Annotated in this window: 19 protein-coding genes; 10 read left to right on the plus strand and 9 right to left on the minus strand. The window is 33.9% G+C overall.

Annotated features, from left to right (window positions below; genetic code table 11):
* Nucleotides 1–117 precede the first annotated feature (117 nt).
* The 3 genes from Q0845_RS19055 (at nt 118) to Q0845_RS19065 (ending at nt 1,540) form a co-directional block, all read left to right on the plus strand.
* Entirely contained in the window at nt 118–468 is a 351-nt protein-coding gene (locus tag Q0845_RS19055; protein WP_298516615.1) for a ribose-5-phosphate isomerase, read from the plus strand.
* A 59-nt stretch (nt 469–527) separates the two neighbouring features.
* Nucleotides 528–1,085: a hypothetical protein gene (locus tag Q0845_RS19060; RefSeq protein ID WP_298516617.1), complete on the plus strand. Its 558-nt coding sequence runs from the start codon at nt 528–530 to the stop codon at nt 1,083–1,085.
* Between the two features lie 143 nt (nt 1,086–1,228).
* Complete coding sequence (locus tag Q0845_RS19065) at nt 1,229–1,540, plus strand: hypothetical protein (RefSeq protein WP_298516619.1); 312 nt, start codon at nt 1,229–1,231, stop codon at nt 1,538–1,540.
* Nucleotides 1,541–1,626: 86 nt separating this feature from the next.
* On the opposite strand, the gene Q0845_RS19070 is transcribed toward Q0845_RS19065, so the two are convergent.
* Complete coding sequence (locus tag Q0845_RS19070) at nt 1,627–2,418, minus strand: hypothetical protein (RefSeq protein WP_298516621.1); 792 nt, start codon at nt 2,416–2,418, stop codon at nt 1,627–1,629.
* Nucleotides 2,419–2,898: 480 nt separating this feature from the next.
* On the opposite strand from Q0845_RS19070, the gene Q0845_RS19075 reads away from it, so the two are divergent.
* From Q0845_RS19075 to Q0845_RS19085, 3 genes are all read left to right on the plus strand, one after another.
* Nucleotides 2,899–3,627, plus strand: coding sequence for a helix-turn-helix domain-containing protein (locus tag Q0845_RS19075; protein ID WP_298516624.1), 729 nt, complete (start codon nt 2,899–2,901; stop codon nt 3,625–3,627).
* Between the two features lie 126 nt (nt 3,628–3,753).
* Nucleotides 3,754–4,005, plus strand: a complete 252-nt coding sequence (locus Q0845_RS19080) for a GlsB/YeaQ/YmgE family stress response membrane protein (RefSeq protein WP_298516626.1) — start codon at nt 3,754–3,756, stop codon at nt 4,003–4,005.
* 67 nt (nt 4,006–4,072) lie between these two features.
* Nucleotides 4,073–4,612: a CAP domain-containing protein gene (locus Q0845_RS19085; protein WP_298516628.1), complete on the plus strand. Its 540-nt coding sequence runs from the start codon at nt 4,073–4,075 to the stop codon at nt 4,610–4,612.
* Nucleotides 4,613–4,688: 76 nt separating this feature from the next.
* On the opposite strand, the gene Q0845_RS19090 is transcribed toward Q0845_RS19085, so the two are convergent.
* Nucleotides 4,689–5,063 carry a DUF1842 domain-containing protein gene (locus Q0845_RS19090; RefSeq protein ID WP_298516630.1) on the minus strand — a complete coding sequence of 125 codons (375 nt, stop codon included), beginning with the start codon at nt 5,061–5,063 and terminating at the stop codon, nt 4,689–4,691.
* Nucleotides 5,064–5,350: 287 nt separating this feature from the next.
* Here Q0845_RS19090 and recG point away from each other — a divergent pair, with 287 nt between their 5' ends.
* Nucleotides 5,351–7,456, plus strand: coding sequence for an ATP-dependent DNA helicase RecG (gene recG, locus Q0845_RS19095; protein WP_298516632.1), 2,106 nt, complete (start codon nt 5,351–5,353; stop codon nt 7,454–7,456).
* A gap of 180 nt (nt 7,457–7,636) precedes the next feature.
* Nucleotides 7,637–8,008, plus strand: a complete 372-nt coding sequence (locus Q0845_RS19100) for a VOC family protein (RefSeq protein WP_298516634.1) — start codon at nt 7,637–7,639, stop codon at nt 8,006–8,008.
* Between the two features lie 239 nt (nt 8,009–8,247).
* On the opposite strand, the gene Q0845_RS19105 is transcribed toward Q0845_RS19100, so the two are convergent.
* Entirely contained in the window at nt 8,248–9,357 is a 1,110-nt protein-coding gene (locus Q0845_RS19105) for a DUF2911 domain-containing protein (protein ID WP_298516636.1), read from the minus strand.
* A gap of 179 nt (nt 9,358–9,536) precedes the next feature.
* Between Q0845_RS19105 and Q0845_RS19110 the strand changes: the two genes are divergently transcribed.
* Nucleotides 9,537–10,295 (plus strand): DUF481 domain-containing protein, encoded by a 759-nt coding sequence (locus tag Q0845_RS19110; RefSeq protein ID WP_298516638.1) that lies wholly within the window; start codon nt 9,537–9,539, stop codon nt 10,293–10,295.
* Between the two features lie 202 nt (nt 10,296–10,497).
* Here the strand turns inward: Q0845_RS19110 and Q0845_RS19115 are convergent, their stop codons facing one another.
* The 6 genes from Q0845_RS19115 to Q0845_RS19140 all read right to left on the minus strand — a co-directional run bounded on the left by Q0845_RS19115 (nt 10,498) and on the right by Q0845_RS19140 (nt 16,829).
* Complete coding sequence (locus Q0845_RS19115; protein WP_298516640.1) at nt 10,498–10,959, minus strand: DUF4174 domain-containing protein; 462 nt, start codon at nt 10,957–10,959, stop codon at nt 10,498–10,500.
* Nucleotides 10,960–10,971: 12 nt separating this feature from the next.
* Nucleotides 10,972–11,550 carry a hypothetical protein gene (locus tag Q0845_RS19120; RefSeq protein ID WP_298516642.1) on the minus strand — a complete coding sequence of 193 codons (579 nt, stop codon included), beginning with the start codon at nt 11,548–11,550 and terminating at the stop codon, nt 10,972–10,974.
* Between the two features lie 10 nt (nt 11,551–11,560).
* Nucleotides 11,561–12,034, minus strand: coding sequence for a hypothetical protein (locus Q0845_RS19125; protein WP_298516644.1), 474 nt, complete (start codon nt 12,032–12,034; stop codon nt 11,561–11,563).
* A gap of 67 nt (nt 12,035–12,101) precedes the next feature.
* The gene (locus Q0845_RS19130; protein ID WP_298516646.1) at nt 12,102–12,998 is read right to left on the minus strand and encodes a hypothetical protein; all 897 of its coding nucleotides are present in this window, start codon (nt 12,996–12,998) and stop codon (nt 12,102–12,104) included.
* Between the two features lie 152 nt (nt 12,999–13,150).
* Nucleotides 13,151–15,265: an endonuclease gene (locus Q0845_RS19135; protein ID WP_298516648.1), complete on the minus strand. Its 2,115-nt coding sequence runs from the start codon at nt 15,263–15,265 to the stop codon at nt 13,151–13,153.
* A 334-nt stretch (nt 15,266–15,599) separates the two neighbouring features.
* Entirely contained in the window at nt 15,600–16,829 is a 1,230-nt protein-coding gene (locus Q0845_RS19140) for a TlpA disulfide reductase family protein (RefSeq protein ID WP_298516650.1), read from the minus strand.
* A 183-nt stretch (nt 16,830–17,012) separates the two neighbouring features.
* On the opposite strand from Q0845_RS19140, the gene Q0845_RS19145 reads away from it, so the two are divergent.
* The gene (locus Q0845_RS19145; RefSeq protein ID WP_298516652.1) at nt 17,013–17,723 is read left to right on the plus strand and encodes a hypothetical protein; all 711 of its coding nucleotides are present in this window, start codon (nt 17,013–17,015) and stop codon (nt 17,721–17,723) included.
* Nucleotides 17,724–18,054 lie beyond the last annotated feature (331 nt).

Consider the following 18,054-nt stretch of genomic DNA (forward strand, 5'->3'; position numbering starts at 1 on the left):
ACTTAGATGCGCCTTTGGCTTTTAGACTGACTTAGACGCGCTTTACTTTTAGATGTAAACTTTTACTTTGATCGAAAACATTCAAGACCAAAGATCCAAAACCTAATACCAAAAAAAATGGCAAGAATAGAATACCGTGTATATGTAGTGGAACTTTCTAAAAAAGTATTTACAGAAAATACGAAGTTCCGTTTGGCGAATCCGCAATTTAATGGTGTGTTGGAATGTTTGTATGTAGGCATGACAAGTAAGACACCAAAAGAACGTTTTATGCAGCACAAAACGGGTTATAGAAACAAAAAAGGACATAAACTCTCTTCCAATATTGTTCAAAAATACGGTTCCTATTTACGTCCGAGTTTGTACAATCATATTGATCCATTACCAACACGACATCAAGCTGAACAAATGGAACGAATTCTTGCGTTAGAATTGCGTAGAAAAGGTTACGCCGTTTGGTTTAATTGAGTGTAGGTTTTTAGATTATTAGACATCCTTAGCTATTAGATGAAACTTAAAAAATATAAATGTCGGAAATCACTTTTTACTCAAAACCTTTTAAAATAGAAGGAATTCAAATTCCTGAAATTGTGCTTACAAAAGGGAAACTTGTACGTTTATATGTTCCTAATTTGATAAAAAAAGACGTTCCTATAGATTTAAAACTGAAAATTATCAATCATTTTCAAAACAAAGACCATTTACCTTGGGCAAAAAATTTTAGTCCCGATAGTTTCATAGAAAAGTTCTATCCATTAACTGTTGAGCGCTATTTATTAAAAGTGATGAAACTAAACAAATATAAAGCGATCCAAGCTATTGAAGAAATAGAAGTGAATTTTGAGGATCGATTCAATTATTTAGATCATATTAAAAAAAGAGCCTTAATTATAAAAGCCAACTTTCTTAAGCATGATGTTATTCTATTTGATTATTATGCCATTGGTTTATTAGGTGCAAAATTGATAGAAAATATTGTGAATACAGAAATCGAAAAAGGAAAATCTGCTATTGCTTTTGATAGTTTAGAATACATGGAAGCTTATGAACCTTTTGCTAACATACAACGTCTAATTGTTGATTAATAATAGGAATAGCAATTACTGAACAAGCTACATTGCTTCTGTTAAAAACTGCTTCCATATATTTTAATTACGGCTTTCCCATACATTTCTGCTGCTTTGATTTTTTATTTTCGTGATGATTATAAACATTAAAATCATAACTCATGAAAAAAAAGGTTTTTAAGCCATTACAGCTGAACAAAAGGTATATTACCAACTTAGAAAATCACATTAAAGGCGGAAATACCACGCCTACGCATATCAATGTATGTGGCACTGGAACTAGCGCAGCAAATTGCACTAACAGACCATCTGATATCGTTACAGATTGTTGTTTGGCTACCAATAATAATTGCGGTGGCGGAAGTGGCGCTGTAACGGCTCCAACTGTAGAATGGTGTCCAACGAATGAAGAATGTGTTGGACCAAACGATCCTGTAGGACCATTAGCAACAACGATATTTCCTATTTGCTAAATCATATTGAAACCTAAAAAGCGAACTTCGGTTCGCTTTTTTGTATAGAGATCATAAAACAGACTGATTATTACAAATCGTAAAAGTTAGGCTGTTTCTGCATGTTTTTTACATTGAGAAACATCGTGTTTTTCACAATCTTGACAGAGATTTGTTGGCCAAGGTGAATCAGATTTAATTTCAGTAAATTGACTACCTACAGGTTGATTCACATCAAAATTATACATTTTTAACGTCAACGATTTATCTTCATTACATTCAAAAACATACACTATTTGTCCTTTGAATGGCTGATGAGTTTTCATCTGTTCATAATTAGCAACTTTACCACCTTTGGATCCGCAATGTCCTAACAAACCTAAAATTGATTTTTTACAATATGGAGTTCCATGTCCTTGGCGCCACATTCCTTTAATTTCCCAACAAACTACTGTAGAATATGAACCAATTCCATCTCTCAATAAAGAATCTATCGAAAACATATTAGGATCAGGAATATCGCCTCCTTGGTAAATATCAAAACTGACAGCTTGTTGTGCATTTGTACTATTTGCGTAGTAACTAATTGTTTTTAATGGATTTGGTGTTCCATCATCATTATTACTTCCCGTATCTTCTGTAATAATTCTACTTACTGGACAATAATCTTTGCTTGTATCTTCAAGAAATGAATTCAATGCAGGGCCTAAAGCGGCTGCCTGTCTCAAACCAAGATCACCAAGCCAATTTACTGGAATTGTAATTTTTTGTCCATCGACAATCGTATGTTCACCATGATTTTTGATGTTAATATTACCATTAAGTGTTACTTTTTCATTTGCTGGTTTTGTGCCACCATCGCAAGCATGCCGTACTACTACAATAACAGATTTACTCATAAGTTTTCTTTTAAATTCAAATTAATTAGTTGATTATCAGCAGTAATATAAGCATATACTTACGCTTTATCTAAGTATTTTTGAGTTAAAAAAATACTCAAATAATAATTATACAAATATCCGTGCTAAAATATGTCAGAAACTCATTTATTCTATTATTAGTAGCGAATAACTACGTAGGAAAAATTAGTTGTAATACATTAATAAACTTTTGTTGAATTGTACATATCCAATCGTCGTGTTATTTTTATGAGGATAACTCACGGAAAAACTGTTTTAGAAACTACATTAAAAAAACCTTAAAATTCTACACTTAAAATTTAAGGATCTATAATTACATAAATTCATTGTAAAAGCCGTACATTCGAGTCATAACAAGACATGCCGTACAAAATACGGGTAAATGTCGGGTATAAATCCATGATAATTCGTGGAGAGTTTTAGAGTTTCGCAATAACATTGCATCAAAGTTTTCAAAAAATGATTCCACAACCAGCATTAGGAAAAAAAATTGCAGAATTTCGAAAGGTAAAAGGCTTTACACAAGAGCAACTTGTCGAAAAATGCAATCTTAATGTACGCACATTACAACGCATTGAAGCTGGTGAAGTAACACCAAGAACTTCTACAATAAAGCTAATTTTTGAAGCACTTGAAATAGATTTCGAAAGTGCCACAACTGCTAGTGTTGAAACGAATGCTACAACGGAGAATCATGCTGGAAAACTGTTGAACTTTAAAACAAATTCCATGAAAAAATTCACTCTTATTTTTCTGCCCATACTTTTATCTTTGATTGCAATGTTTATGGTAATGAGGAGTCCTAAAAGAACGTATGATGATTCTAATGTAAAACGCTCTGATATAACAGAAGCAAGTACCTTAAATATGCGCTATTTTAATTCTGGACAATTTGATTCTGTTGCCACATTATATTTAGAAAATGCACATTTTATGCCTACCAATCATAGAGAATTAGTCGGTAGAGCAGAAATTATTGAATATGTACAAGATGTGTATGAAAGTGGTTTTCGCATGGTGATGGACAAATCTACTTTTGTAGTAATTTCAGATTCTATTGCTGTGGAAAGAGGTATTTGGAAAGGAAATAACAGCGGCGTGGAATTCTCCGGCACGTATTTGACACAATGGAAACTCCACAACGGAAGTTGGTTTATGGAAAACCATATGACCAATACAAATCCTTAATTTATATATACCAACCTTCACATTGTATATCGTAAATTTCTATAAACAATTCCAAATACAGTAGCGTTTTCCATTGCGCATCACAAGTTAATTCTCTATCTTTAAAACAACTAAAATATATACACTATGAGCTTATTATATTCTTTATTGGTTGGAGGCATTGCAGGTTGGCTTGCTGGAAAATTGATGAAAGGTGGCGGATTCGGAATTATACTTAATATCTTTTTAGGTATTATTGGTGGCGCCGTTGCAGGTTGGCTATTTAAAGAATTGGATATCAATTTATTCAATAATATTAATAGCATTCTTGCAGATATCATAAAAGGTGCTATTGGAGCTTCTGTGGTATTGTTTGTGGCAAATCTTTTTAAGAAGTGAAATCATAAATAAACTCAATTCTGGTATACTGTTTGTTTTTCTTCTGTATACATAAATCACAGTACTTATGAGAAACATCTTTTCAATACTATGTATTTGCTGCTTTACATTTGGTGTATCTGCACAAAAATTAACCAAAGAAGAGCAAAAACTATACGATTTGATTATGGAATACCGAAAGGAAAAAAACTTACCTTCCATTCCATTATCAAAATCATTAACGTTTGTCGCACAAACACATGTAAAAGATCTACATAACAATACACCTAACAATTTTAGTACCTGCAATATGCATAGTTGGTCCGATAAAGGAGATTGGACACCGTGTTGCTATACGCGCGATCATAAAAAAGCAGCTTGTATGTGGTACAAACCGCGTGAATTGACTTCCTACCAAGGACATGGTTTTGAAATTGCACATGGTTCCACCGACAAAAAATACATGGTAAAAGCAGAAAGAGCGCTCCAAGGCTGGAAAAAAAGCAAATCACATAATAAAGTAGTGATTAATGAAGGAATATGGAAAGATCCTTGGAAAGCGATTGGCATAGGTATTTATAAGAATTATGCGGTAGTTTGGTTTGGAAAAATTCCAGACAAAAAATAAATTCAATTCAAAAACCAATATCAAGACTTCATTCATAAGCAGTGATATTGGTTTTTCGATACCTAAGATTGGTAACTTATAGTTCCATACTTTTGTAAGTAATAGGAAGTTCTTCATAGTGTCCACCTTTAAAATTAAAACCTCCAACTCCTTGTCCGTCTGATTCTAGAGCCATATTTGCATTGAAACCAAACTCAATTGGAGTAATTGGATTGTTTGATGGCAAGTATCCATGGATAGAAATTACTTTATCAAATTTTCCAAAACCTGTAGGATATAATGTTCCTGTTACGTTTCCGCTGTATGGTTTATCGCCTGGATTTCCTAAAGTAACTTGTACAGTTCCATTAACTTTATTCGTTTCTAAATCTGTCATTAATGAGAATTTAACAATTGGTGAATTTAAGTTTACAGTACTTCCCATAGTACCTCTGATGATTTCTGTTGACATAATATTTAATTTTAAACTCCTACTCTATTTAAAAATGGCTTTTCGGATTCCGCCTTTGTAATCAAGTTTATGGTAGCTACTCAATTGTTTTGTTATTTGATTACATTACAAATGTCATAAGAAACACGACTATTTTTAAGGTAGAAATTACTTGCATTTGTAAAACTGTTAGGATTGTCTGAGGTATACGTATAAGTACGTGTTGCTAGCAAGGAAAGAAGAAAAAGCACTAATTTCAATACTTCAATCATTTAATTTTTACAGCAAAATCCCTTACTTTTGAATCAATGAATCCGAATGTATTACAAACTCCTATCGATTACCTAAAAGGCGTTGGTCCAAACCGCGCCGATTTACTGCGTAAGGAACTAGGAATTCATACATATCAAGACTTCATCAACCTGTTTCCAAATCGATATATCGATAAAACACGTTATTTTAAAATCAACGAACTGCAACGGAATTCTTCGGAAGTGCAAGTTGTTGGGAAAATTGTACATATTAAAATGGTACAGCAAAAACGTGGGAAACGTTTGGTAGCTAAATTTGTAGACGACACAGGCGAAATGGAACTTATATGGTTTCGCGGTCACAAGTGGATTAAAGACAGCTTAAAGCTGAATACACCGTATGTCATTTTTGGCAAAACCAATTGGTTTAACGGAACGTTTTCCATGCCGCATCCAGAAATGGAACTGTTGAAAGAACACGAACAAAGCTTGCGAACTGCAATGCAACCTGTATATCCATCTACAGAGAAGTTAAACAATAAAGGCATTACCAACAGAGTTGTCAATAAGTTGATGCAACAACTCTTCATAGAATCGCGCACGCAGTTTTATGAAACCTTGCCTCCTACTATTTTAAATGAACTCAAACTGATTTCTAAAAGTGAAGCTTTATTCAATATTCACTTTCCTAAAAATCAAGAATTACTGGCTAAAGCGCAATATCGCTTAAAGTTTGAAGAGCTTTTTTATATTCAAATACAACTCATCACTAAAAACCTCATTCATAAAAGTAAGATTAAAGGATTTCCGTTTGATCAAGTGGGAGAAAAATTTAATGAGTTTTATAAGAATCATCTACCGTTTGAACTGACCAACGCACAAAAACGTGTGATTAAGGAAATTCGGAACGATTTAGGTAGCAATGCACAAATGAATCGTTTGTTACAAGGTGATGTTGGTTCTGGAAAAACCATTGTGGCATTGATGTCTATGTTATTAGCGATTGATAACGATTTTCAGGCCTGCATTATGGCGCCTACGGAGATTTTAGCCATTCAGCATTACAACGGTATTGTGGAATTGATTGAACCTTTAGGGTTAAACGTAAAACTTTTAACAGGTTCTGTAAAGACAAAGGACAGACGTGTGATTCACGAAATGCTAGAAGATGGTTCTTTGCATATTCTGATTGGAACGCATGCTGTGTTGGAAGATAAAGTACAATTCAAAAACCTTGGTTTGGCAATTATTGATGAGCAACATCGCTTCGGAGTTGCCCAACGTGCCAAATTATGGAGAAAAAATACCGTTCCGCCACATATTTTGGTGATGACAGCTACACCAATTCCAAGAACGCTAGCTATGAGCTTGTATGGCGATTTGGATGTTTCTGTGATTGATGAATTGCCTCCTGGCAGAAAAGCTATTAAAACCGTGCATCGTTACGATAGCAATCGTTTAAAGGTATTTAAGTTTATTCGTGATGAAATTACCAAAGGAAGACAGATTTATATTGTATATCCGCTCATTCAAGAGTCAGAGCAGTTAGATTATAAAGATTTAATGGATGGCTACGAAAGTGTAGCGCGAGAATTTCCAATGCCCGATTATCAAATTTCGATTGTTCATGGTAAAATGAAACCTGCAGATAAAGATTTTGAAATGAATCGTTTTATCAAAGGCGAAACTCAAATTATGGTAGCAACTACGGTGATTGAAGTTGGTGTCAATGTGCCCAATGCTTCTGTGATGATTATTGAAAGTGCAGAACGTTTTGGACTTTCACAATTGCATCAGTTGCGTGGTCGTGTGGGTCGTGGTGCAGAACAGAGTTTTTGTATTCTCATGACAAGTCATAAGTTAAGTGCCGATGGAAAAACACGTTTGGAAACCATGGTACAAACCAGCGACGGATTTGAAATTGCTGAAGTCGATCTAAAATTACGCGGCCCTGGAAATATCATGGGAACGCAACAAAGTGGTGTGTTAAACCTCAAAATTGCAGACATTGTAAAAGATAATGATATTCTCAAAACGGCACGTTATTTTGCTTTACAAGTCTTAAAAGCCGATCCGAATTTGATGTTACCAGAACACAAAGCCGTTCGTTATACCTTTGCCCAATTGGTAAAACATAAGAATATTTGGAATTATATTAGTTAGCGCTAACGCGAGTTTCGAACTCGTGCCTGGCGTTAGATATTAGATCGCTTTGCTGTTAGATCTTTTTTAATACATTTTCTCGTGTTAGCGCGAGTTTCCAATTCGTGTATTCTAACTAAACAAAAAATTGTACTTTTAATACTGTCTTAAAAAATAATCAACTTAAAAAACCACAACAATATGAAATTAGGTGCATTTTCAGTAAGTCTTGCTGTAAAAGACATTCACGCTTCCAAAGCTTTTTATGAGAATTTAGGTTTTTCAACCTTTCATGGAGATATCAATCAGAATTGGTTGATTATGAAAAATGAACAAGTTGTCATTGGGCTTTTTCAAGGAATGTTTGAAGATAATATTTTAACCTTCAATCCGGGTTGGTCTCAAGATGCACAGCCTTTGGAATCATTTACAGATATTAGAGATATTCAAAAAGAATTGAAAAGTAAAAACTTCGAATTTTCATCAGAAGCCGATGAAAGTACTTCGGGACCTGCAAATTTTGTAATTAAAGATCCTGATGGGAATGTCATTTTAATGGATCAGCATGTGTAAATTGGACTTGTTTCACTTCACTTCGTTCAGTGTAAACACTCTTAGAATGTTAGACATGCTGGGCTTTTAGATTGTTAGACTTGTTTTAAATAGATGACTTCATCTTTGTTTTACAATGACGATTCTTAGTTTATTAATTACAAAAAAACAAAAAGCGCCTTTCGAATGAATTGGCGCTTTTTTTATGTGATGAATGACGGTGATTGGTTTTTCATTCACATAGCAATTTTTAATATATCTTAGTTGATGCTTTCTCCTTTGTTCGCTTTATCTAAATTTGCTTGCACTCTGCCTTTACTAGCTTCGTTTGGAGCATTTGCTAAAGCTTTCTTTAAGTGTTTTGCCGCAGATTTATGATCGCCTTTGGCAGAATATGCTCTTGCCATTCCGTAATGTACTGGCCAAGTTCCTTTGTTTTTCTTAGCGTTGTATTTAAAAACTTCCATCGCTTTGTCTTGCATTCCTTGTCCTAACAATTGACGTCCATATTGGTGAATTTCAAAAACGGTAGCCGTTGGTAAAACTTCGTCCATAGATGCTAAAGCTTCCGTTTTTTTGTCTAATTTCATTAAGATAGCTGCTTTGATTTGTGTATTGTTAAAGGTTTGCTTGCTGTAAAACTGTCCTGCAATGGCATTATTTATCCAAGTTAAAGCTTCGTTTAAATCGCCTCCATTGTTTAAGGCATATCCAGCTGCTTGTTCCCAAGTTTGACGTTGGAATCCTGGTTGATCTTGCATTTTGTTTCGAATGTCAGCCAATACGATATTTGTCACATCAAAGCCCACTTTAAAAGGAATTTCCTTCTTTCCCCATTGCAAAGCTAAGGTTGCAGAATTCGCATCTACACTCACAAAATTATACGTTAATAATTCTACATGTGGAATTTCTTTAGAAGTCACATCTACTTGCAACACATCTTCTGATGGCTTGTAAAAATAACTTCCCCATGAAGTGCTATTACTTGAAAAAATGACGGTTACATTTCCATTGTCTCTAACAATCATGTGTAATCCATACGTTCCTGCTTTGATCGCTTTGCCTTCTACAGTAGCATCTTCACTAAACGTAATGGTTGTATTTTCATTGGCTCCAGCACGCCAAGGTGCAGCTTTCGAAGTTCCAAATCCGAGGTTATTCAATCCGTAAGGAACAAGTTTTCCCCAAATTTCGCGTCCGCGGACACTTGGTCTTGAGTACGTTACGGAAACTTCAGAGATTCCAACCGTTTGAGAAATGGTTGCTTTTTGACTTCCGCGTGGTATATTGAGTTGGGCAAAAGTGGTTGTAGCAAAAAGTAAGCATACAAAAAGGGAGAGACTCCCTATAAAGGTAGTTTTTGTTTTCATAATTTTAGGTGTTAATTAGGTTTCTGTAAGGTAAAATTTCAAACTGTGCAGACTTGTTATAGGTTTGTTAATCTTGTAACGAAATATGTTAATTAACATTTGTAAGATAACATCCTATCCAAGAAAATGTTAGTATCTTTCGACCGTTTTTGAGATCTAAATTTTAGAGCGAGATTGATATGAAAAAGATCGTGTATTGTTTGTTACTTTTCCCCGTATTCCTAAAAGCACAAATTAATGAAAGTGATTCACTTAAACTGAAAGCCGATTTATCATTAACTGGTTTTTGGCAGGCTGGAAATGTAGATACGTTTATTTTTAGAGCAAAATCGGAAGTAGCGTTTACACCATTTAGAAAGTGGGCTTTTAAAACGAAAAACTCCTATGTATACCAAGAGTTTGGAAAGGAAAAGGCTGATGAAGATATTCTGAGTCTTAATTTTTTATATCTGAATCCTGAACGAAAATTTTATCCTTTAGCACTTGCCTTTGTGAGTACCAATTTCCGTAGAGAAATCGATTTGCGCTACCTTGTTGGTGGCGGTGTTACGTATCAAATTCTAACACATAAAAAACATTGGTTAAAAGTTTCGCTTACGAGCGAATACGAGTATACTAGCTTTTCTATGACCGATTTTAATTATGATGAATTTGATGGAAGCGGCACGATAAATACACTACGCGGAACACTTTGGATCAACGGAAAGTATCATCTATTTAAAGATAAAATCATTCTAAGTCATGAAAGTTATTTTCAACCTTCATTGCGATATGGCAATAATTTTCGCTGGCGCGCAGATATTGGTGTCGAATTGCCTATTTGGAAGTTTTTAAATTTTAAAGTGAATTATTTACATACGTTTGAAAGTGTTGTCATTGCCGATCAAAAGCAAGAAGATCAGTTTTTGACTTTTGGATTCACGTTGAAAAGTTATTAGTTTTGGTATTGGGTATTGGGTATTGGGTATTGGGTATTGGGTATTGGGTCTCTTCGTTTTTGGGTTGATGGAAAAATATCTAATTCTCAAATCGAGCATTATTGAAATAGAAATAGTTTTTATTGAAAACACTTAGTGTAGCTATCGAGATTCAATTGAAATATAGGTTTTATTTATGTTCTAGACTGCGTTCGAACTGACACTATTTTTTCTGTTTTTTCCGCATTTCACTTCTTCGCATTGGCATGGAATCTACTTTATTGAAGAGTTTAGTTGTAGTCAAAACGTTGGTTTGTTGTAGCTTCACGCCGCCATCCAAACCTATGAGGATAACTTCGAATTCCTTTTTATCATTTACGACTTTTGAAAGTTTTCCATGAAGTTTTCCAACATTATTCAACGTTACATCTTTATAATTTATAAATGTAAAATCTTCTTGAATGATTGTGTATACCACAAATTTACGTGCTATCATTTCACTCGCTGCATTCTTTATGTGAGTAAGTTGCGCTTGAAACTGTTTGGATTCGGGATAGGTCGTTTTTACAATGAGAATTCTATGTTCCCATTGGTGTTGTTTTAAATCTTGTGCGCTCAACTTAGCAAATGACAAACTCATGATAATGATAAAAATGATTCTATTATTTAGTATCCTGCTTTTCATTGTAATGAGTTGTTACTTTTTACCGTATTTAGTGAAATCATAAAACATTGTATCTGTATGTACTTGCCAACGATCATTCAAATATTTCACATAGCATGAACCTTCGTAGCTTTCCAATGGTTTTTGTGACTTGATATAATAATCTTCGTGAAATGGTGTTCGTTTCGGATTAATGATTTTATAGTTTATTTTATAATAATCATCAATCGGAATGACATCTTTAATTTCTATAGCGCCGTGAGCTACTGTTTTTAAAATCACCGATTCAATCTCGTCATTATTAGATCGAGTAGTTCCTTTTATAAAAATATCAGACTTTGCTAATAATTCTATTTTGTAGGTTTTATTGTTGCGAGATGTATCAATCAATTTCAGTTTTACATATCCGTTTTTTTCAAGATTTTTATAGTTCGTGTAATTAGGCTGATTTATTTCTTCAACAAATGAATATCTTTTATAAATTGAAACAATATCGTCCGTAAACATAATTTCGTTTACAAATTTTTCTGCGGAAGCGTTTACAAATTTATGCTGTGAAACGCATGAAACGACACACATCAAAATTAAAATATAGTAATATTTAATTCGCATACATTCAGTGTTAGTCAATTCGAACTAGTTCACGAAATTCTTGATTATTGAAGTCGCCTCCAATAAATAACCTGTCTGTTTCTTTGGTTTTTCCTTTGGCTATAAAAAGATTAAAAGACTCTGAATCTCCATACGGATCTTCACCTTTTCCCCTAAAAAATATAACATGAGGATTTCCGTGAATCGTAGTCAACAAAAAAGGAACCTTCATCTCTTTTTCTTTTTCAGGATAAGTCAGAAAACCTGCATGATATATTGGATATTTTGACAATTCTTCAAGAAACATTTCGGGTATTAAACTTAACGCAGACACATCTTTTTGAAAAGCAATCTGAAAGTTTTTCTCTTCATTTTTCCAAGTACCATCAATAGCACTTGCCACTACGTTTTCTTTGTTGTACGTATATGTAAGAGCTGGTTCAGTTTGACTGTATGTGTTTAGCACAAATGCTAACAGAAATAAAAGAGTCACTGATTTTCTCATGGCTTTGATGGTTTTAAAGTATTTCCTAAAGTTATTAAGAATATTCAGTAAAATCGAGCATCCGACTTTATTTTCTCAATTCCTCAATGATTTCAGTGCTTACCCAATAAATATCCTGATTGCTGGTGTAGAAGAAATACTTACCATCGGCAGAAACAAATGGACACAACTCATGACCTTTTGTGTTTATTTTGTCTCCCATGTTCTTCGATTTTGTCCAAGTTCCATCAGCATTTTTAAAACTAATGTACAAGTCGCCTCTTCCCAATCCTTCTGGACGATTTGCACAAAAAATGATATATTTTTCTTTTGGATCAATAAAGACATCGGCTTCATAATATTTTGTGTTGATGGCTTCACTCAATACGACAGCTTTTTGAAACTTTCCGTCTATGTATTTTGAAGAATAAATATCAAAACTTTGCCCTCTGTTCGCTGAATTTCTTTTGTTTGACGAAAAATACATCGTTCCATTTTCTGTAAATGAAATATAGTATTCATCATTTTTTGTGTTGATATTTGAACCTGCATTGATCGGTTCAGACCACTTTCCTCCTATTTTTTCTACATACCAAATATCGTGATCATTTTTAGCACTTTTCCCATCTAGTGAACGCTGCGAGATAAAATACAATCGCTTTTCATCTGGAGATAAAAACGGATCGTTGAAGCCAAATTTTTTATTTGATAAGATCGTTTTTGGTTTCGTCCATTTATTTTTTACAAGTTCCGTATATCGAATTTCTGTATTTCCTCCAACATCAACTCCATAGTAAAATGCTGTCGCAGCTTTGTTAAATACAGAACCAAATTCGTATTCTGTTTTTTTAGAAATTAAATCGGGCGCAAATACTTCTGGCGTTATTGATGGTGGTTTTTGTTTTAGATATTTTAAGTCGTTTTGTGCATATCCTACAAAAGAAATAAGCAGTATAAAAAGTAGACACTTGGTTCGTATATACATCGTATTTTGTTTTTGATTGATGATGAAAGCTATATGAATATGAACTAAAAACAAAACCTTTTATTGCTTTTAACATTCTTATAATCAACTATTTTTCATCAAAAAAGCCTTTCACAATGGAAAGGCTTTTAAGTATTTTATGAATGGTTATTTTATTTCTTTACAAATTTCTTTGTTAAGATTTCATCACCATCATTGATTTGTAAAATGTACATTCCGGCTTTTAAGTCGCTTACATTAAGTGTTTTATTGCTCAATGTTCCTACTTTTACAACTTGTCCTAACATCGAATGAATTTGGTACGAAGCGTTTTCATTTGCAAAAATACGTACTTGCAATTCATTGATTGTTGGGTTTGGATATACTGTAAAGTCTTCTTCAATCAACAAGTCATCTTCTTCAGGAGCTGCTGATAGTAAAGTGATATCTGATTTTCTTGCTTGTTCGGTAGCTCTTGAAGAACCGTTTACAATTCCTGTAATGGTTACTTGATCAATATAAATTTGATCGGCATTTGCAGAAGCATCGCATTGGAATCTAAAGCTAGCATCATTGACAAAGTTATAGTTTGCTTTGCTTAATGTTACTTTTGAAGAATAGAAGTTGTTGTTCTCAAAATCAGTTCCTCTAGCATACGCACGTACTGTTTGCCATCCTGAACCATCGTTGTAACGCAACCAAAAATCTTCTCCAGATTCCATACTATACGAATAGAAATAGAACTCTACTTCTACTTCATCATATGCAGAAACATTCACATCATTTAATGTCATTGAAGATGCTGTACCTGAATTGTCTCGAATACGAATTGAATAGCTTCCTTCATACGATCGACTTCCTGAGTAACGGTAGCAATCGCCGCCGCCATCAATCCAACCGTCCATTCCAGATTCAAAGAAACCTTCGTGTAAAACAGTAGATCCAGCTGGTGTTCCGCCAGTGTTTCCACCGCCATCTATAGTATGTGAACCTAAGTTGTTGCTTGTATCTGTTGAAAATTCTTCCCACTCCGCTTCTGTGTAGCTTGTGTTTGGACTTGTGATGCTTGATTTTCTTCGTAAGGTTACATTTTGTGCAAAGTTTGAACTTCCGCCATTGTAGTTTCCAATAACGTCAATTAAAACGTTGTTTTTGAATAATCCTACAGGATCGTTTCCGTTAAAGGTTACAATTCCGCTTCCAGTAGTTATATCAGCTTGATTTGTAATAGCAGAATTTGCAGAACTATTCGCTATTACAAATACATCACCATTACTTAATGTTCCTGATAATGCATATGCAGATGACCAACTTCCTGCGCCATTTGTTTGTTTTTTAAGAGAATAGCTTGATAAATTCACGTTACTTCCTGTGAAATTAGCAATTTCTAAAGCTTTATTATTAGAAGAACCTTCAATATATTCTGAGAAAAATAATTCGTCTGTACTTCCATTTCCTGGGTTTCCGCCACCATCACCTGGATCAGGATTTCCGCCACCATTTCCAAACTTATCTTCAGCTTGTGGTCCGCCCCAAATTTGAGTTGCAAATGCAGGATTATCAATAAAAGGGTTTCTATTTCCTTGAATTCCCGCTAAAACATCATTACGATTAGCTTCAAAAGTAGATACTGGATCTTCTGCATTCCACTGTAAAAATAAATCAATCATGTTATTATCAATGCTGATAGAAGTTCCTGATCCAACATTTACAGGCAAACATTGGTTTCCGTAACGAACATACATAAACATAATAATACGTGCTACATCACCTTTCCATTCATCTCCAGGATACCAATCTCCATTTGAGTTGATGAATCCAGCCGCACCAGTTCCTGTACCAAATTTACGGTTATTACGTGTAGAGTTTTGTTGAAAATCACAGGGACGTAAATTATGCGCATCTGCTCCTGGTCCCGAAGTTCCAAGATCTGGATTTGCTAATGATTTTGCAAAAACATGTTCTCTGTTCCAATCGCCAACGCTTCCTCCATTGTCAAATTTTCCACGAGTTCTGTCGGTTTTTACATTTCCATCATTGTCATTATGACCGTAAATTAAAATTACCTCATTGCTATTACTTGGATTTAAATCCGATTGTTGTAAAGCATTCCAAACACCAGGCGTATAGGATAAAAAGTTCGTATGCGTAGCAATAATTTTAGTGGCAAGTTCATCCTTTAAATTATTTCCTGTTTGAGACAAATTGACATCACTGTAATACGATGGAACTTGTGCATACGCAGTGATACTAACGGCTAAAAATAGCCAGAGTAAAAGTTTTTTCATGTACTGTATTTTAGGTTGAGTTTATTAATTGGAAACTATGTGCAGCACATTTTTACGTTACAACAAATAAATTATCATAATTATCAAAGAAAAAACGCCTTAGTTCCCTAAGGAAGTAAGACGTTTTGAGTTATCATTTTATTTGATAATATATAGTATTATTATTCGCTATTTTTTGCAAAAATATCTGCTTCATAATTTCACTTTCTACATGCTAAAAATAGGTAGTTTCAAAAATTATACTCACAATTTAATGTTAAGAAATTGTTGGTTTTTTTTATAAAACGCATTTTTACGTTTATACCTTACTAATCAACTACTTAAACCGTACTTTTTATTCGTTTTTTAATTCAGAAACGAAGTTTTCAAAGTCTTTTACAAAGTCTACATATTTGTCTCCTGTAGCAGGCCCATTAAAACCTGTATGAATGCGTCGGACTTTTCCTTTTTTATCTATAAAAATTGTCGTCGGATATGATAGAACATGATTCAACATTGGCAATTTTTCTTGTGCTTTTTGCTTGTTAGAAGTTCCAAATTGTGCCAACAAAATTGGATACGGAATTTGCAATCGTTTTTGTAGTTTTTTGATGTTATTAAATGCTTTTTCTTTTGTCTTTGCATATTCAAAAGCTAAGGCAATAAATTGTACATCTGGATGTTGTTTTGCATAGGTTGAATAATAGGTAGATTCATCCAAACAGTTTGGACACCAAGTTCCCATAATTTGTATAATGCGAACTTTTCCTTGCATATTTTCATCTGTGAGAGAAATCATGTTTCCGCTGCTGTCTGGAAATGAAAAGTTGAATTCATCATAGCCTTCTTTGATGTATGTTAAGCTTTTCGCGTCTGGCAATTCATAAGTTTCATTTCGTTTTGCCGTAAAAGGTTCTTTCCAATGATTTCCAGATTGAAACTCGCCAATCATAGTACTATCAGTGACTTTGGCTGTAAATAAAAATGCATGTGCGCCATCAAACGTAGATAATTGCAATTGATCACCATTCAGTGTTCCTTCCAAATAACGATAATCGCCTGTCGTAGTTCTAAACGTTCCTGTAACTGTATTTCCGTTTTGCTGGAAGATTCCTTTGGCAATATAACGATCGGCTGCTACTTCTGGACTGAACACTGTTTCCCAATTTCCTGAAATTGTAGCTTTTGCTTCGCCTTTTGCATTCGGAAAGCGCTTGGTTTCTCCAAAAGTTGCCGTAAACGGAACATATCTATCCAACGAGACTTTTTCAAATTGTCCATGAATTGTATTTGCATCTGTAAACTTTCCTTTTAAGACACCTTCGTAAACGTCCATTTTTATGGTGATAGAATCCTCTTTGATGGTAATATCTCTTATTGGAATTTGCTCTTCTGCATTGTGAATTTCAATTCCTTTTGCGGTTGTTGTGAAGATAAATGGTAGTTCTTTCGCATCTTGAACCGTCAAAGTTACGCGCCAAGAACCATCTTTTAATGTATAAGCTTCTTTTTTAGTTTCTTTCTGTCCGCAAGAAATCACAAGGATTCCAAGGAATACTATATAAAGTTTGTGTAGGTTTTTCATGTTGAATGTCTAATCGTTGAATGATTGGTTCGTATAACCATCATCCAAATTACAATTAATATTTAATACCTTTCAAAAGATATACTAATTGACATCCAATTTCCGTTTTACACAAATAAATGTTCAAGTTTTATAATAAACTTTCATCGAGTCGTTTTTACATATTTAAAAAATCATACACTAATGAATATTCTACAAAAAATTTCAAGACGCATTATAAAAATATCTTTTGACGTTTCCGTGACTACTATTGAGTATTTCAGCGCTATGGATACATATCATCAAAAAGTTGATACGTTAAGGAAATTTGAAGACGGAACTTTAGGCAAAGAAATTGCTACTTGCCTGGATGCACATGAGTTGACATTGGTTCCCAAATATGAAAGTCACGACTTAAAACATGTTCTGTTGGATTATAAAATGACTGCCGAAGATGAAATTCGAATGCAAGCCTTTATGATTGGAAATGGTAATTATTCCATTCCTTCTTTCGCTATTTTCATTTTTGGCGCCTTTTTACTTCCTGAATTATGGATGATTTTTTATTCTGATTTTAAAAAAGGAAGCGCTACTATAAAAATTTCAAAATGGACTATTGAAACTCATGCACATCGTAATTTAAGTCAATTGAGAACCGAATTAGCACATACAACTGCTCCACAAAAAACAATATACACTATGAAAAAACTCACTAAATACGGAGCTTATGCTTCCATAGCAGCTGGAATCTTTGGAATGTTATTCTGTCTTCCTTTTTTATTTTCGTCTCATATGGCCGATTTGGTTGGTGCAGGATTTCCGTTTATCGGAGGCGCCATTTTAGTTGTTGGAGGACTTTTAACTTTATCCAACTTAGCGCTTCATAAAAAACCGCAGCAAATAGTACATGCTTAGAAAAATAGCGAATTCATAGTAGATCTCGATACTAATTTGTTTTACAAATTCACTCGATCAGACGTTTTGAAAATATTTAGTGAATTAATTTAAAATTCAAGATTCAACATTCAGTATTCAGTATTCAGTATTCAGTATTCAAAATAAAAAATCTAAAAGCGAAGCAATCTAATATCTAACAGCGTAAGCGGTCTAAAAGCAAAGCGGTCTAACAAAATGTCATTGCCAGAATTTTATTGAAACAGATTGTTTCGTCATACTTCCTCGCAATGACATCTCAAAAAAAGCTAATTCATAGTAGATCTCGATACTAATTTGTTTTACAAATTCA

Origin of the sequence: uncultured Kordia sp. (genome assembly GCF_947489565.1) — a bacterium.
Lineage (GTDB): Bacteria > Bacteroidota > Bacteroidia > Flavobacteriales > Flavobacteriaceae > Kordia.

Bases quoted from the DNA above. Each gene is read 5' to 3' on its own strand.
- Q0845_RS19055 (WP_298516615.1), top strand. From the start codon at position 118: ATGGCAAGAATAGAATACCGTGTATATGTAGTGGAACTTTCTAAAAAA.
- Q0845_RS19060 (WP_298516617.1), top strand. From the start codon at position 528: ATGTCGGAAATCACTTTTTACTCAAAACCTTTTAAAATAGAAGGAATT.
- Q0845_RS19065 (WP_298516619.1), top strand. From the start codon at position 1,229: ATGAAAAAAAAGGTTTTTAAGCCATTACAGCTGAACAAAAGGTATATT.
- Q0845_RS19070 (WP_298516621.1), bottom strand. From the start codon at position 2,418: ATGAGTAAATCTGTTATTGTAGTAGTACGGCATGCTTGCGATGGTGGC.
- Q0845_RS19075 (WP_298516624.1), top strand. From the start codon at position 2,899: ATGATTCCACAACCAGCATTAGGAAAAAAAATTGCAGAATTTCGAAAG.
- Q0845_RS19080 (WP_298516626.1), top strand. From the start codon at position 3,754: ATGAGCTTATTATATTCTTTATTGGTTGGAGGCATTGCAGGTTGGCTT.
- Q0845_RS19085 (WP_298516628.1), top strand. From the start codon at position 4,073: ATGAGAAACATCTTTTCAATACTATGTATTTGCTGCTTTACATTTGGT.
- Q0845_RS19090 (WP_298516630.1), bottom strand. From the start codon at position 5,063: ATGTCAACAGAAATCATCAGAGGTACTATGGGAAGTACTGTAAACTTA.
- recG (WP_298516632.1), top strand. From the start codon at position 5,351: ATGAATCCGAATGTATTACAAACTCCTATCGATTACCTAAAAGGCGTT.
- Q0845_RS19100 (WP_298516634.1), top strand. From the start codon at position 7,637: ATGAAATTAGGTGCATTTTCAGTAAGTCTTGCTGTAAAAGACATTCAC.
- Q0845_RS19105 (WP_298516636.1), bottom strand. From the start codon at position 9,357: ATGAAAACAAAAACTACCTTTATAGGGAGTCTCTCCCTTTTTGTATGC.
- Q0845_RS19110 (WP_298516638.1), top strand. From the start codon at position 9,537: ATGAAAAAGATCGTGTATTGTTTGTTACTTTTCCCCGTATTCCTAAAA.
- Q0845_RS19115 (WP_298516640.1), bottom strand. From the start codon at position 10,959: ATGAAAAGCAGGATACTAAATAATAGAATCATTTTTATCATTATCATG.
- Q0845_RS19120 (WP_298516642.1), bottom strand. From the start codon at position 11,550: ATGCGAATTAAATATTACTATATTTTAATTTTGATGTGTGTCGTTTCA.
- Q0845_RS19125 (WP_298516644.1), bottom strand. From the start codon at position 12,034: ATGAGAAAATCAGTGACTCTTTTATTTCTGTTAGCATTTGTGCTAAAC.
- Q0845_RS19130 (WP_298516646.1), bottom strand. From the start codon at position 12,998: ATGTATATACGAACCAAGTGTCTACTTTTTATACTGCTTATTTCTTTT.
- Q0845_RS19135 (WP_298516648.1), bottom strand. From the start codon at position 15,265: ATGAAAAAACTTTTACTCTGGCTATTTTTAGCCGTTAGTATCACTGCG.
- Q0845_RS19140 (WP_298516650.1), bottom strand. From the start codon at position 16,829: ATGAAAAACCTACACAAACTTTATATAGTATTCCTTGGAATCCTTGTG.
- Q0845_RS19145 (WP_298516652.1), top strand. From the start codon at position 17,013: ATGAATATTCTACAAAAAATTTCAAGACGCATTATAAAAATATCTTTT.